13 protein-coding genes are annotated in these 14,781 nt (G+C 63.2%); 3 read left to right on the top strand and 10 right to left on the bottom strand.

Annotated elements, in window-relative coordinates:
• Positions 1 to 15 precede the first annotated feature (15 nt).
• The 7 genes from ACFT1A_RS11995 to hemL form a co-directional block, all read right to left on the bottom strand.
• Entirely contained in the window at positions 16 to 1,293 is a 1,278-nt protein-coding gene (locus ACFT1A_RS11995) for a MinD/ParA family protein (RefSeq protein ID WP_378447273.1), read from the bottom strand.
• A gap of 590 nt (positions 1,294 to 1,883) precedes the next feature.
• The gene (ccsB, locus tag ACFT1A_RS11990; protein WP_378447152.1) at positions 1,884 to 2,846 is read right to left on the bottom strand and encodes a c-type cytochrome biogenesis protein CcsB; all 963 of its coding nucleotides are present in this window, start codon (positions 2,844 to 2,846) and stop codon (positions 1,884 to 1,886) included.
• Positions 2,843 to 4,507 carry a cytochrome c biogenesis protein ResB gene (locus ACFT1A_RS11985; protein WP_378447151.1) on the bottom strand — a complete coding sequence of 555 codons (1,665 nt, stop codon included), beginning with the start codon at positions 4,505 to 4,507 and terminating at the stop codon, positions 2,843 to 2,845. The genes ccsB and ACFT1A_RS11985 overlap by 4 nt, the downstream gene beginning before the upstream one ends.
• Positions 4,504 to 5,352, bottom strand: a complete 849-nt coding sequence (locus tag ACFT1A_RS11980) for a cytochrome c biogenesis CcdA family protein (protein WP_283304941.1) — start codon at positions 5,350 to 5,352, stop codon at positions 4,504 to 4,506. Before ACFT1A_RS11980 ends, ACFT1A_RS11985 begins: the two co-directional genes overlap by 4 nt.
• Positions 5,353 to 5,354: 2 nt before the next feature.
• Positions 5,355 to 5,960: a TlpA disulfide reductase family protein gene (locus tag ACFT1A_RS11975; RefSeq protein WP_378447150.1), complete on the bottom strand. Its 606-nt coding sequence runs from the start codon at positions 5,958 to 5,960 to the stop codon at positions 5,355 to 5,357.
• Positions 5,957 to 6,616 (bottom strand): histidine phosphatase family protein, encoded by a 660-nt coding sequence (locus tag ACFT1A_RS11970; protein WP_378447149.1) that lies wholly within the window; start codon positions 6,614 to 6,616, stop codon positions 5,957 to 5,959. Before ACFT1A_RS11970 ends, ACFT1A_RS11975 begins: the two co-directional genes overlap by 4 nt.
• Before the next feature lie 66 nt (positions 6,617 to 6,682).
• A complete protein-coding gene (gene hemL / locus ACFT1A_RS11965; protein ID WP_019744354.1) occupies positions 6,683 to 8,008 on the bottom strand; it encodes a glutamate-1-semialdehyde 2,1-aminomutase in 1,326 nt (441 codons plus the stop codon).
• Positions 8,009 to 8,118: 110 nt separating this feature from the next.
• Between hemL and ACFT1A_RS11960 the strand changes: the two genes are divergently transcribed.
• The gene (locus tag ACFT1A_RS11960) at positions 8,119 to 8,466 is read left to right on the top strand and encodes a hypothetical protein (protein WP_378447148.1); all 348 of its coding nucleotides are present in this window, start codon (positions 8,119 to 8,121) and stop codon (positions 8,464 to 8,466) included.
• A 60-nt stretch (positions 8,467 to 8,526) separates the two neighbouring features.
• On the top strand, positions 8,527 to 10,458 hold the full coding sequence (locus ACFT1A_RS11955; RefSeq protein WP_378447147.1) for an acyl-CoA dehydrogenase: 1,932 nt from the start codon (positions 8,527 to 8,529) through the stop codon (positions 10,456 to 10,458).
• 53 nt (positions 10,459 to 10,511) lie between these two features.
• Here the strand turns inward: ACFT1A_RS11955 and ACFT1A_RS11950 are convergent, their stop codons facing one another.
• Positions 10,512 to 11,528 (bottom strand): hypothetical protein, encoded by a 1,017-nt coding sequence (locus tag ACFT1A_RS11950; RefSeq protein WP_378447146.1) that lies wholly within the window; start codon positions 11,526 to 11,528, stop codon positions 10,512 to 10,514.
• 131 nt (positions 11,529 to 11,659) lie between these two features.
• On the opposite strand from ACFT1A_RS11950, the gene ACFT1A_RS11945 reads away from it, so the two are divergent.
• A complete protein-coding gene (locus tag ACFT1A_RS11945; RefSeq protein WP_378447145.1) occupies positions 11,660 to 12,208 on the top strand; it encodes a TetR family transcriptional regulator in 549 nt (182 codons plus the stop codon).
• Here the strand turns inward: ACFT1A_RS11945 and ACFT1A_RS11940 are convergent.
• On the bottom strand, positions 12,199 to 13,074 hold the full coding sequence (locus tag ACFT1A_RS11940; protein WP_378447144.1) for a TIGR03619 family F420-dependent LLM class oxidoreductase: 876 nt from the start codon (positions 13,072 to 13,074) through the stop codon (positions 12,199 to 12,201). The two genes, ACFT1A_RS11945 and ACFT1A_RS11940, sit on opposite strands and share 10 nt — an antisense overlap.
• Before the next feature lie 69 nt (positions 13,075 to 13,143).
• Positions 13,144 to 14,772: an ABC transporter substrate-binding protein gene (locus ACFT1A_RS11935; RefSeq protein ID WP_378447272.1), complete on the bottom strand. Its 1,629-nt coding sequence runs from the start codon at positions 14,770 to 14,772 to the stop codon at positions 13,144 to 13,146.
• Positions 14,773 to 14,781 lie beyond the last annotated feature (9 nt).

Raw genomic sequence — 14,781 nt, 5'->3', positions numbered from 1 at the left:
CACCCGGCTATCCGATTACCGCCCTGAGAGGCCGAACGGGGAGGCCGGAAAGTCCTGCGCAACCACCGCAGCCAACTCCAGCACCGCTTCCCGAGTACCTGGACGCAGCCGGTCCAGATCGATTTCCGCGCCTTCTTCCAAATGCGGGTCGAACGGAATCAGTCTCACTGCTCGACAGCGCTGCTCGAAGTGCTCGACGACGCGCGGTAGATCAACCTTGCCCGAGCGAGGCCGCACCGCGTTGATGACGGCCACGGACGTGGCGACCAGCCTGCTGTAACCGTGAGCGTCGAGCCAATCAAGAGTTGCGGAGGCGCTGCGTGCACCGTCGACGGATCCGGAACTGACGACGATCAACGAATCTGCGCCCTCGAGAATCGCCTGCATCGCCGAGTGCATCAAGCCGGTGCCGCAGTCGGTCAGAACTATGCTGTAGAACTTTTCGAGCATGTCGACCGTGCGTGTGTAGTCCACACCGCTGAATGCCTCCGAGACTGCTGGATCACTGTCGGACGCAAGTACTTCGAGTCGGTGCTGGTTTTGCGATGTATAGCCTCTGACGTCGCTGTACTTTTCGATACTGTTCTCGTCACGCAGCAGGTTACGCACAGTTGCCGGCGTCTCGAGCGGGATTTTCTGACTCAGGGTTCCCCGGTCCGGGTTCGCATCGACTGCGACGACGCGATCACCGCGAATCGACGCGAACATCGATCCCAGCGTCGCAGTTGTCGTGGTCTTGCCGACGCCACCTTTGAGACTGAGCACCGCAACCTTGTAGCAGCCCTGCAGGGGCTGGTTGATCTGGCGCGTCAACTCGACGACATGCTGATCCTTCGCGCCGTTCCCGAGGTTCACCGATCGGCCGGACATCGTGTACAGCGCTTTGCGCCAGCCACCGGCCGGGGCAGGCCGGACCGGCTTGACGAGAAGCGCTGCCGAGAGGTCTTGCGCCGTCATCGGAAGAGCCGGTTCAGGACGATTGCCGGCAGCGGGGTTGAATCCGCCCTGCTGTATCGGAGGGTGAACCGGTGCCGCCGGCGGCGGAGCAACCGGCATCGCATGCCCGTTCTGCAGGGTGTGACCGTTCTGCAGGGTGTGACCGTTCTGCACCGGTGCAGCGCCGGGGTGACCGAACTGCCGAATCACGGGATTGGGCTGATGCATGCCGGGCGAAGAAGGTGCCTGCGGTTGCTGGAGAGGTCTCGCGGTTGGGCGCGCGGTGGGAGCGGGCTGGTTCTGGAGAGGCTGGACGGGCTGCGGGTTCTGGACAGGCGGCGGGTTCTGGACAGGCAGCGAGTTCTGGACAGGCTGCAAGTTCTGTCCGGATTGCCGAGCGCCAGTTCGTGAATCCGGAACAGACCCTGCACGATTCGTAGGTTCATAGGTCTGCATCGGCATCGCGGGCGAGGTCGAGAACTGGCCGTTGATGGGGCCTGGCTGCGCTTCCGGGTATTGGATGACCGGAGTTTTAGGGCCTGGCGCAGGCGCCGGTGGAGCTGCCGGCGTCGTCAGCGGTGGCTGGGCGGCGGGTGCACTGGGCGGGGATGCACTGGGCGCCTGTCCGGCTACTTGCTGGAGCGGACCGGAGTCGACCGGGGCCACGAAGAGACTGCGAACATCGCTGGGAACCGAGTCGGATGACGGCTCCGGCGCGGACGCGCGCGGCTCGCGCCGCGTCGGCTCGGCAGGACGCACCGGCTCCCACAATCCTGCTCCGGCGTCTTCAATCTTGTCGGCCATCTCGCCGTTCCCCCTCGTCGATCCCCACAGCTACCAGGCAGCTAGTTATTCACCGAGCTGCATCGTAGCTGGTGCCGCCCCTGACCTACCTACCGGTAATGCCTACAGACCGGTCGGCAGCCACCCACGGTACCTCGAGAGGATCAGTTGAGTCCCGCGTAGGAGTGCAAGCCGGAGACGACCATGTTGATGATGAAGAGATTGAACAGCATCGCAACGAAACCGGCGATGTTGATCCAGGCAGCCTTCGTCTCCCGCCACCCGGACGTTGCCCTCGCATGCAGGTAGGCCGCGTAGATCACCCAGGCGATGAAGGACATCGTCTCCTTGGGATCCCAACCCCAGAAGCGTCCCCACGCAGCTTCCGCCCAGATGGCACCGAGGATTACGCCTGCGCCGAACAGCGGAAACGCGATGATCGTGCTCTTGTACGCCAAGCGGTCGAGAGTCTGGGCGTCCGGCAGTCGCTCTGCGATCCGGCCGCCGATGCTCGTGCCCTCGTCACCGGGCGGGAACTTCAGTCGCAGCAGGAACAGGAGGCTCGCGATACCGCCGATCATGAAGATGCCGGAGCCGACGCTGACGATCGTCACGTGAATCGGAAGCCAGTACGAGCGCAGCGCCGGAACCACGGGAGCCGCGTCGGCGTAGAGAACCGTGCCGGCGAGGAACATCAGAATCAGAACGGGAACCAGCAGGAAGACCCACATCGGACGGTAAGCCGGCTTGATCAACAGGACGTGCCCGACCAGCAACGACGCCGCACATGCCATCGCCACGAATTCGTACATGTTGCCGAGCGGGAATCGTTCCGTCGCAAATCCGCGGAGCACGATCGACGCGATGATCAGAACCGTTCCGACGACCAGGACAGCTCGGCCCATTCCGCCGAATCGCTCCGAGAGCGACTTGGTCGGAGTCTCCGTGACTCTGCCCGGCACGGAAGCGTCGACTCCGCCGGCCGAGACCAGTTCCTTGTCCTGAACCGCCTTGGCTCTGGCCGACGCGTACTGCACGATGAGCAGCACAAACGCCAGAACGAGCACGGTGAAGGCGGACTTGAAGGCCCAGTCGCTGTACTGCGCGAGTGTCTCGTTGGTTGTCATCGGGCGTTCTCCTGCGCGTGCGGTTCGGTCACCGCGGTGGTCGGATTGCTTTTCAGCAAGCGGTCGGCGAGGCGGTCGAACTCGTCGCCCCAGCCTGCGTGGTCGGTGCGGGCAAGCCCACCAAGTTCTACTACAGTACGTCGTTCGTCATCTGGATAGATACGCGCCCAGACGCGGCGACGCTTGATCACGAGCGAGACGAGCAGCCCCGCCATCATCGTCAACGCCGAAACCAACACCCATACCTGAGCGGGATCGTGGGAGACCTGAAGGTTCACGAAGTCGACGGCACCGTCGAATCGCACCTGGGTTCCGTCGGCAAGCGTCGCGCTCTCCCCCGGGAAAAGGTTGACCCGGTCCTGCTTGAGCAGTCGACCCTGATTGATCAGTTCGGTGTTGAGTTCGAACAGCGATTGCGGGTTACCGGTATCGAGTCCGGTGTCGCCCTTGTAGATGTCGATCGCGACGGCCGGATCGTTCATCGCCGGGTAACTCGACGACAGAAGGTTGCCGTGGAACAGCGCGGTGGGCGCGAACAATCCTTCGATGGCAATCTGATTCTTCCGACGCTCGTCCGCATCCGGATACATACCGCCCGGCGGGTCGAAGCGCATCGCGCCACTGCTCAGGAACGTCGTGGCGTCGTCCGGACGCCACTGAAGCGTCTCGGTGCGGGTCTCGCCGTTCGGGAACGTGACGGTGAAGGTCGGCGCGTATCCGTGTCCCTGCAGGTACACACGATCGCCGGCGATCCGCAGCGGGTGGTTCACCTGAATGGTCGTGTCCCGCCAGGTATCGGACTCGAGGTCGTCGCCAGCCTGGTACGAGATGTCCGAGGTGAACATCTCGGCCTGACCGGTCTCGAGGTAGTCGGCCTGGAAGTTCTTCACACGGACACACAGCGGAGTCATGCCGGTGCCGTCGAGGCTCAGGCCCGCGACGAACGAGTCGAACACCGCCGGCGACGTAGTGCAGAACCCGGGGCCGTCGTTGGCGATGACGATGCGATTGCCTTCGTAGCCGAACAACTTGCCCGCGGCGATCGCGATCAGCAGTCCGACCAGCGACAGGTGGAACACGAGGTTGCCGAATTCGCGGAGATATCCCTTCTCCGCCGAGATGGTGATCTCACCTTCGCGGCGCGATTTCGTATCGCCGCGACGCGTTTCGACGCGCCAACCACGCAGTTCTTTCGACACACGGTCGGCAAGTTCGTCGGGAGTCTCGCCGTCCACGACGCTCGTGGTGTGGTGCGGCAGACGAGCGAGGTTGCGCGGCGCATTCACCGGACGGGTGCGCAGTGCCTTTGCGTGCTCCACACAACGCGGCAGGATGCAGCCGACCAGCGAGATGAAGAGCAATGCGTAGATCGCGGTGAACCAGAAGCTGCTGAACACGTCGAACAGTTCGAGGCGGTCCATCCACGGGCCGAGCGTCGGACGCGCGGCGATGTAGTCGGCGACCTTGCCCTCGTTGAGGGTTCGCTGTGGCAGCAGGGCACCGGGGATCGCAGCGAGTGCGAGGAGGAACAGCAGAACCAGCGCGGTCCGCATCGAGGTGAGCCCGCGCCAGGTGTTGCGCCCGAGTGCAACGACTCGACCGATCACCGACTGCTTCGGCAGCACGGGTGTCGGGTTGTCGTTATTGTCGTCAGCTGTCATATCGGCAGCGTCACCTCCGAGATAAATGCGTCGCGAACCCAGCCGACGAACTGGTCCCACGCGCCTGTGACGAGGGCGATTCCCACTGCCACCAACATGATTCCGCCGAAAATTTGAATGGTGCGTGCATTACGACGCAACCAGCCGACGCCGGTCAGCGCACGCGCCGACCCCAGCGCCAGAAAGATGAACGGCAGCCCGAGTCCGATGCAGTACGCGACGATCAACGTGACACCGCGCGCGGCGGTCATCCCGTCGGTTCCCGCGGCTACGGACATCACGCCTGCCAATGTCGGTCCGAGGCATGGCGTCCAGCCCAGCGCGAACACTCCCCCGAGCAGCGGCGCCCCCACCAGCGACGACACACGACGCGGTTCGAAGCGAACGTCTTTTTGCAGCGCCGGGATCAGTCCGATGAACACCAGGCCCATCGCGATCGTGACCACACCGCCCACGCGCATCAGGACCTCGCGGTTGACGAGCAGAGTCGAGATAACGCCGAACACCGACGCGGTGGCGAGAACGAAGACGACGGTGAAGCCGGCGACGAACAGTCCGGCCGCACCGGCGACCCTCAGTCGACTGCTCCGGGTGATCGTCCGGGTCCTCGCCTCGTCGGCGGTGATCGCGGGGGCGTCGGCGCCGACGACGCCGGCGAGGTACGAAAGGTAGCCGGGAACGAGCGGCACGACGCACGGTGAAGCGAACGACACCAGACCGGCGAGCACGCAGGCACCGAGGGCCAGCAGCAGCGGACCGGACGACGCCGCGTTCTGAAACGCTTCGCCCACACCGGCACTCAGTGTTTCGCTGCCGGCCAGCAGCGTGGTGGTCGTGGTTGTCATGTCTACTGCGCGTCTTCCTGAGCTACTCGCTGGACGACGGGCAGCAAATCCTCGGCGAGAAGTTCTTGGAGAAATACCGCGGCGACGCGGTGCTGGCGATCAAGGACGATCGTCGTCGGAATGACCGACGTGGGGTAGCCCTTGCCGAGGGCGATCAGCGAGCGCATCGACGGGTCGTAGATCGACGGGTACGAGACCTTGTTGTCGACCACGAAGTCCTGCGCCTTGTTCTTGGTGTCGTCGCGGACGTTGATACCGAGGAACTGCACGCCGGAATCCTTGGTCTGCTCGTAGACCTGTTCCAGATCGTCGGCTTCGGCCCGGCACGGTCCACACCACTGACCCCAGACGTTGAGGACGACGACCTTGCCCTCGAAGTCGTCGACGCCGACCTTCTGGCCTTCGTTCATCAGGTCGGGCCCGGAGAGGTTGCCGATGGTGCCTCGGTCGGACGGCGGATCGTAGAAGATCTTGGTTTGTCCGCCCGGTGAGACGAAGTCGAAAGTTCCGCCCTGTGCGACGGCGTCGTCGCCGGTCGCGCAGGACGAGAGAAGGAGCATCGCGGATGCAGCGGCTGCCAGTGCTGCGGCGATGCGGCGCGAAATCATGCGCCTGTCACTCTCGGGTCGGAGGCGCCGGCGGGTTCGGAGTAAACGATGTCGACCAAGGTGTCGCCCTCGTAGACCAGTGACGTCAACGAGGCCAGACCGCACTGACGGTGACGCGGGTCGTGCCAGAGACGCTCACCCTGCAGGAATCGACGCAGAGTCCAGACCGGAAGCTGATGGCTGACGACGACGGCTTCGTGTCCGACTGCCGCGACGCGTGCGGCGTTGACGGCTGCCAGCATGCGATGGGCGATCTGCAAGTAGGGCTCGCCCCAGGACGGGGTGAACGGGTCACGCAGTTTCCACCAGTGACGCGGACGCGAGAGCGCACCGTCACCGACAGCTACCTTGAGGCCCTCGAATTCGTTGCCCGCCTCGATGAGGTTCTCGTCGGTGACGATGTCGAGCTTGTGCGCCTCGGCGATCGGAGTCGCGGTTTCCTGTGCGCGCTGCAGCGGCGACGCGACCACGTGGGTGATGTCGTGATCGGAGAGCACGGATGCGACCGCACGAGCCTGGGCCTCGCCCGCCACCGACAACCGGAAGCCCGGGAGCCGTCCGTAGAGGATCCCGCGCGGGTTGTGAACTTCGCCGTGGCGAAGGACGTGGACGATGGTGCGGGTGGACGTGTGGTCGGGGTGATCGGCGTCGGTCACAGTCGAGGGTCCTCGCTGAAGGTGATGGATGTCGGAAGCGTGCGGGTGTGCTGGAACTGGAACGGATCAGGGCTTGACGGCAGCAGCTGCGGCCTTGGCTGCGTGAGGCATGGCGTCGGCGATGATCGAGAATGCTCGATCATCGAGTGCTGCGGAGACGAACCAGGCTTCGAACGCGCTCGGCGGCGGGTACACGCCGCGGGAGAGCAGCGCGTGGAAGAAGGCGGGGAATCGCCAGGTCTGCGCGGCTTTGGCTTCGTCGTAGTTGGTCACCGTGTTCTCCGTGAAGAACACGCTCACCAAGGTGCCTGCGTACTGCACACGGTGTTCGACGCCTTCGGCGGTGAGGGCTTGGGTCATGAGGTCGCCGAGGGCGGTCGCGTTCCGGCCGAGCTTGGCGTACACCTCGGCGTCGGCGGCGCGCAGGCTTGCGAGTCCGGCAGCGACGGCAACAGGATTACCCGAGAGGGTGCCTGCCTGGTAGACGGGACCGTCGGGTGCGAGGTGGCCCATGATGTCGGCGCGGCCGCCGAAAGCTGCGGCGGGCAGGCCGCCGCTCATGACCTTGCCGAAGGTGTAGAGGTCGCCGGCGACGTTGTCGATGCCGTACCAACCCGAGGCGCTGACGCGGAATCCGGTCATCACCTCGTCCATGATCAGGAGTGCGCCGTGCTCACGGGTGAGACGACGCAGGCCCTCGTTGAAGCCGGGGAGCGGCGCGACGGCGCCCATGTTTCCAGCGGCAGCTTCGGTGATGACGCACGCGATGGCGCCGGGGTTGGCGGCGAACGCCGCGGCCACTGCGTCGAGATCGTTGTAGCGGACGACGATGGTGTCTTCGGCTTGCGCGCCGGTCACACCGGGCGAGGTCGGCAGTCCGAACGTCGCGAGGCCCGATCCGGCGTCGGCCAGGAGGGCGTCGACGTGGCCGTGATAGCAACCGGAGAACTTGATGATCTTGGTGCGTCCGGTGAATCCGCGGGCGAGGCGGACTGCGCTCATCGTGGCTTCGGTTCCGGAGTTGACCAGGCGAACCTTTTCCACGGGCGCGACGCGGGCGACGATTTCCTCGGCGAGGGCAACTTCGCCTTCCGTCGGCGCACCGAAGGAGAGACCGCCGAGCGCGGCTTCGCGAACGGCTTCGACGACTGCCGGGTGAGCGTGCCCGAGAATCATCGGACCCCAGGACGACACCAGGTCGACGTAGTTGTTCCCGTCGACGTCGGTGAGGGTGTAACCGGACGCCTCGCGGATGAATCGCGGTGTTCCGCCGACCGAACCGAACGCACGGACGGGCGAGTTGACGCCACCCGGAATCACGTTGCCGGCACGTTCGAAGAGCCGAGCGGAGTTCGTTGCATGCACGTCGGGATCACCGGAAGACACAGTCACGGCTTCCAGTGTCCCAGTTCTGTCGAATCTGACAACGACAGGGTGTAGGACTTCGGTGCTCGAGGCGAGTTTTCCGGTCGAACCGGACCTCACGTGAGACGATTTCGAGCATGAAGCGACTGTTGACGACGCTGATGGTCTCAGCTGCGATTCTTCTCACATCCTGTGGTTCGGACGCTTCCGATGACGACAAGGCGACAATTTCGTCGCCGCCAAGTGCCACGGAGGCGGTTGGAACGACTGCGGCAACGAGCACCGAGCCCGCGTTTCTCGGCGGGTGTTCGGCCGTCTCCGTCTACGTTCAGCAGCGTGTTCAGAGCGGTGACACGTCGACTCAGACGGCGGGAGCCGACTTCCTGAAGATCGTCGAGAACGACCCTTCGTACCAGGCTATGTCCGAGAGCGAGAAGGAACTCTTCCGTCAGGGAATCGAAGCGGGCGCCGCAGGCTCCTGCTGAATGTGAGGGTTGGGATCGAACCGGGTTGCCCGCGGTGCGCTACGCGCTATCGTCGGTTCCATGGCCACCACAGCGGACCACCTCAGGACAACACTCGACGGACGCTGGCGGGAGGTGCGTGAGCGCGTTCGCGGCGAATTGAACGACGAACGTTTTGCTCCGCACTACACACCCAACACCGCCATAGCGCGTTCCAAGGCTCTCGAACAGATGCGGGTTCTCGCCGATCTCGGCTACGCCGCAAACGGTTTCGCGGTATCTCACGGCGGAACGGGCGACGCGGGCGGCGCCGTCACCAGCATCGAGATGCTGGCGATGTCCGACCTCTCGCTGATGGTCAAGGCGGGCGTCCAGTGGGGATTGTTCGGCGGCGCCATCGAAAACCTCGGTACCGAGCGTCATCACCAGGCGTACGTCAAACCGCTGATCGACCTGGACCTACTCGGTTGCTTCGCGATGACCGAGACCGGCCACGGCAGCGACGTACAAGAACTCGAGACCACGGCAACCTACGACGTCGAGACGGGCGAGTTCGTCGTCAACTCCCCCACTCCGTCCTCGCGCAAGGACTACATCGGCGGCGCGGCCCAGCACGCCACCGTCGCGGCGGTGTTCGCTCAGTTGATCACCGGTGGCGAAAGCCAGGGCGTCCACTGTTTTGTCGTGCCGATCCGCGACGACGCCGGCAACGACCTTCCCGGCGTCACGACGTCCGACTGCGGGCTCAAGGGTGGACTACCCGGAGTCGACAACGGCCGCATCGTCTTCGACCAGGTCCGCATCCCGCGTGAGAATCTACTCAACCGCTACGCCGACGTCGCCGAGGACGGCACGTACAGCTCGGCTATCGAAAACCCGAACCGTCGCTTCTTCACGATGGTCGGCACGTTGGTGCGCGGACGTGTCACGGTCGGTGGTTCGGCGGCAGCGGCCGCCCGCGTCGGATTGGCCATCGCCGGTCGATATGCCCTGCAGCGCAGGCAGTTCAGTGCCCCGAAGAGTGAGGACGAGGTTCTGATCATGGACTACCTCGTCCACCAGAAGCGTCTGCTGCCGTTGATCGCCCGCTCGTACGCTCTGCAGTTCGCACAGAACGAACTTGTCGCCGCGATGCACGACATCCAGAGCAGCGAGAATCCGGATCCGCAGGAGCAGCGCGAACTCGAAGGTCGCGCCGCCGGACTCAAGGCCGCCAACACATGGCATGCCACGCGGGCCATCCAGGAGGCGCGCGAAGCGTGCGGCGGCGCAGGCTATCTCGCGGAGAACCGTCTCACCGCACTCAAGGCTGACACCGACGTGTTCACCACGTTCGAGGGCGACAACCATGTTCTGACGCAGTTGGTCGCCAAGGAACTGCTCACCTCCTACGCCGACGAAGTACGCGGCATGAGCCCGGTCGACTGGATGCGCTTTGCGGCTACGACGGTCTCCGACGTGGTCAAGAAGCGCACGGCGGCGCAGCAGATTCTGCAGACGATCGTCGACACCCGCCAGGACAACGAAGAGGACGGCAGCCTCTTCAACCGCGGCACCCAGATGAAGATGTTCGAGGACCGCGAGGAGTACCTACTCGCTACTGCGGCAAGGCGATTGCAGGCTGCACAGAAGCGCGAGGAGAACCCCTTCGACGCGTTCAACTTCGTGCAGGATCACGTGCTCAAAGCCGCTCAGGCACACATCGAGCGTGTCATCCTGGAAGCATTCGTCGCCGGTATCGACTCCTGTGAGGACGAGACCACGAAGGAACTCTTCGGCGAGGTGTGCGACCTCTATGCACTGTCCGTCATCGAGGAGGACAAGGCCTGGTTCATGGAGCACCGGCATCTGTCGGTGGAGCGTTCGAAGGCCGTGACGCGCGGAATCAACGAGCGTTGCCGCACCTTGCGTCCGCACGTCGAGACGCTGATCGAAGGGTTCGGCATTCCGGAGATCCTGCTGGGGTCCGCAATGTTGGACGGACCGGGTACGGACGCGGTACGGCTGAAGTAGACGGTCTGAAGTAGATGGTCGGGTGGGGTCGGCAAACGCCGGCCCCACCACACTTAGTGCGCTGCCGCCTTTTTGGACTGGCGTGAGGCAAGCAGTCCGGTCAGGCCGAGTGCCGCGACGAGCCAGATTCCCAGAACGAGCAGGTGCGGCCCGGCGCCGTTGCCATCGAAGTAGATGACGGACCGAATCGGCTCCATGGCCGCTGATCCGAGCCAGAACGAATGGATGTGCTGCCAGAATCCCGGAAGGAACGACACCGGGATGGCGCCACCCGAGCTCGGGAAGTTGATGAAAACGAGCACCGTCAGCACTGCAAAGATCGCCGCCTGTCCGAGCAGTCGATTCAGCAGGATGCTCACGGCACCGACGGTGAACGTGTAGAGCATCGAGATCCCCAGCAGTTGCAGGATCTGGCCGAACGACGCACCGAAGGCGTGCATGAAAATACTGGTGATGCCGAACGCGATGAGCGGGGTGAGAATCGCCGCACCGGCCAGGATCGAATACTGCTCTCGCAGGCGCATTCTCGGAGCAACCTGACTGAGCACCGTGATGGTCAGGTAGCCGCCGAGGGTGCAGACGATCAGGAAGTAGAAGAGCCCGACTGTCGAGGAGTCACGTGCCGTGACAGGCGCCGAGTCGATCACGGTGACCTGCTGCCCCGTCTGCTCCGCGACGGAATGCGCCAAGCCGCTCACCACGGAAACCGTCGAGGCCCCTGCACCGGTTGCGATGTGCGCGGTCACGGTGTCACCGATTTCGATGGCGCCGATGGCGTCGCGGTTGTCGATACGAGAGAGAGCGTCGGCGGCGTTGTCGGTGGCGACGATGTCGAACTTGTCGCCTGACGTAGCTTCGATTCCCTCGATCAGCGGAGCCGTGACGGACGGTGAACCGACCACCACGATCGGTGCCTGATTCGGCATCGGTGAGTGGAAGGCGCTGACGTAACACAGGCAGAACATGATGACGAAGAACAACGGAAATGCGAGTCCACTGCCCACCATCTTCCAATTGGTCGGCGGATCGACAACCTCTTCGCTGGGCACCCGGACGTCGGTAACTGTCATATTCCACGCTCTCTTCACTAACCGCATCTAGCTGTCAACACCGTTGACAGACTCAACAGTCAACACTGTTGACACGTTATAGTCAACAGTGTTGACAACGAGGTCGGCGAGCGAGCACACAGGTCGGTGTCGTGACATTCACAGAACGAGAGCAGCCCTCGACGTCCGAGGCGATTCGAGCGGCAGCGTTCCAACTTTTCGGCGAGCACGGGTTCGGTGGCACGTCAGTTCGCGCCATCGCCAAGGTTGCCGGCATCGATCCTGCCCTGGTCATCCGGCATTTCGGATCCAAAGAAGCACTGTTCCTGGAAACCACGCCGGTCGCCGGCTACTTCGAAGGCCAGTTCGACGGCCCGATCGACACCCTCGGTGAGCGGATCGCAGAATTCGTCCTGGGTAAGGCCGACGCCCGGATGCTGTCGGTGTACACGGCGCTCAAGCGAGCGTCGGACAGTCCCCGCATCCGGGAGCGGTTGCGCGAGATGACCGGAGTATTCGCCACCAATCTCTCGGCTCGTCTCCAAGGCGAAGACGCATACACCCGCGCGCTCCTGGTCTCCGCCCAGGTGTCCGGATTGTTAAGTGCTCTCAGCGACGAGAGCATCCCTCAGTCGGCAGATCGAGATCAGTTGGCAAAGCTCTACGGCCGGGCGATGCAGACGCTGATCGATCAGTACTGAGCGATGACCTCGTCGGCGAACCGTCGAATGGAGTCGAGTCTTCCCTGACGATCACCGGCATCAACTCCGTAGCGATACCACGGCAAGACTCTGATTTCCGTGACGCCCAGGGTCTCGAGTTCGCGATATCCGTCCAGATCACGAACATCCGTCGGCGAGACGTTGACGCCGAAAGGAATATCGGCACGACCGTACTCGACCCGCAATTCCATGAGGCGATCGATGGCGGAGGCTAATTCGGCTTTGGTCGTGTTCACCGACATCCAACCGTCGGCCAGCCTGGCTGCGCGGCGCAATCCCGGTTCACTGTGTCCACCAATGTAGATCGGAACCGCAATCTCCGGAGCAGGACTGATCATCAGAGCGTCGAACTCGTAGTGCTTGCCGTGGTATTCGATCCATTCGGGTCCACGTCCCGCACACACGGCCTTGATGATCTCGATGGCTTCGTCGGTACGCGCACCGCGGGTTCGCATCTCGGTCCCGGTAAAGGTGAATTCCTCGGGGATCCAGGACAAGCCGATGCCGAGCGCGATGCGATTTCGCGACATCACTGCCATGGTCGAGACCTGCTTGGCCGTCAACAAAGGATCGCGCAGTGGGAGTTTGAACACGTTGGTGTAAAACTGAATTCGCGACGTGACGGCCGCCATTGCCGTCATCGCAATGAACGGATCAGGCATCGGAGTCTCGGGCGCCCACATCCGCTTCCCGTCAGCAGTGTACGGATACGGCGCCGACACCTGCTCGGGATAGAACACGGAATCCGGCATCGCGATACCGTCGAACCCCACCTCTTCCGCAACCTGGGCCAACTCGCACAGTTCCAGAGCGTCGATCATCGCGCCCGCCAACGACCACTTCATCGTTCCACCATTTCGCCGCTACACCATTTCGTCATTCGCACGTCGAAACACCCTTCCGTTCAGAGGAACTCACTTCGACGACATCCATACTTCGTCGAAGAACATGATGTCGGTGATATTGCGTTCGACGCCGTGAACAGTGCCGTCCCATGCGATCAACACCGATGCGGGACCCCAGATCACGTAAGGCACAGTCACATTGGCGTACTCCTGCACCTTGCTGATCGCCTCACGGACAGCGTCGTCCGACGGTGCGGTCTGCACAGCCGTGATCAGTGCGTCCATCTCCGGGTCCGCGAAGCCCGACGGGTTGTTCTTCGAATCACTGGCCATACTGTTGTACACGTTGAGGTACGGCGCTTCTTCTCCGACTGGAGCGCCACCTCTGGTCATGTCGAAATCGTGCTCCTTGTATACCCGTCGGACCAGGTCGGTCACATCGGTGGCGTAGTCGATGGTGACGTCGAAACCGATCGCGTTCAGCGACGCCTGAACCGTCAGTGCCGTCGCCTGCTGGCTCGGCTCCGAGCTGGTGAGGTAGCGGAGTTTCCCGTCGTACCCGTCGGACTTCGCTTGATCGAGTAGTGCCTTTGCCTTCACGTGATCGAACGGAATGCCTGCGGTGTTGTTGAACCAACGTGAGGTCTGCGGGACCAGTTCGGAACTGGCGGTGCCCAATCCGTTGTTCGCACGGGTATTGATCGCCGCCGGATCCACCCCGTAGGCGATCGCCTGACGAATGCGCACATCGGCTCCGGGCTTGCCCGCCCGGTTGTTGATCGTGCCGATCCCGTTCTGTCCGGTCGGACTGAGGTAGCCGGAGTATCCGTCGTCGAGAGCTTGTTTGATGACGGCCTCGTCGCGAAGAATGTACGTCATGTCGATCTGACCGCTCTTCAGCGATTCGTACTGAGACTGTGCACCCGAGGTAGGGACAAACCGCAGTGTGTCCAGTGGCGGTTTACCGCCCTGATAATCCGTGCGTGCGGCGAGTACCAGTTCTTCGTGCGGCGCGAACTTGGCCAAGGTGAACGGGCCCGCCCCGATCGGCGTGAACGCTTTTTCCCCTGCCCCTGTCTCTGCGTCGGAACTTCGCGCAACGATCATTCCGGGGCCGAGCGACAACAGTGCCGGGAATTGTCGCCAGGGCCGCTCGAGCACAAATTCGACAGTGGTGGCGTCGGGTGTCTCGATCCGATCCACGATGTTGAGCCAGGTCTGCGATACATCACCCTTACCTGCCACGAATCGTTCGATACTCCACTTCACCGCTTCCGCGTCGAGCGGGCTTCCGTCACTGAAGGTCAGACCATCAGCCAAAGTGACGGTGTACGAGGTGAAGTCGCTGTTGTTCGACAGTGCCTTCGCGAGTTGCGGTGCGAAGCTCCCACTTGTGGAATCGCTGCGTACCAGCGTGTCGTAAATCGCGGCCATTTCGGTTCCGCCGGTCGAACCGGCGGCTTGAGTTCTAGTGGGGTCCAGTGAGGAAGGGAACGAATAGGACCCGAAGGTGAGAACACCTCCGTCGATCCGCTCCCCCGTATCTCGAGCTCCCACGAAACCCGCTGCGCCGCGACTGCTCGGTGAATCCGATCCCGCGGTGCCCCCACTGCTGGAAGCGCACCCGGCCAACAACAGGGCACCGGCAAGGCCGAGCGCGACAAATCGAGGGACGAACCGATTCTTCTTGGTGTACATACGTTCCCA

Origin of the sequence: Rhodococcus sp. NPDC057135, from assembly GCF_042670865.1 — a bacterium.
GTDB lineage: Bacteria > Actinomycetota > Actinomycetes > Mycobacteriales > Mycobacteriaceae > Rhodococcus_F.
The sequence above is the reverse complement of the archived record's forward strand: the minus strand, read 5'-3'. Positions and strand labels throughout refer to the sequence as shown.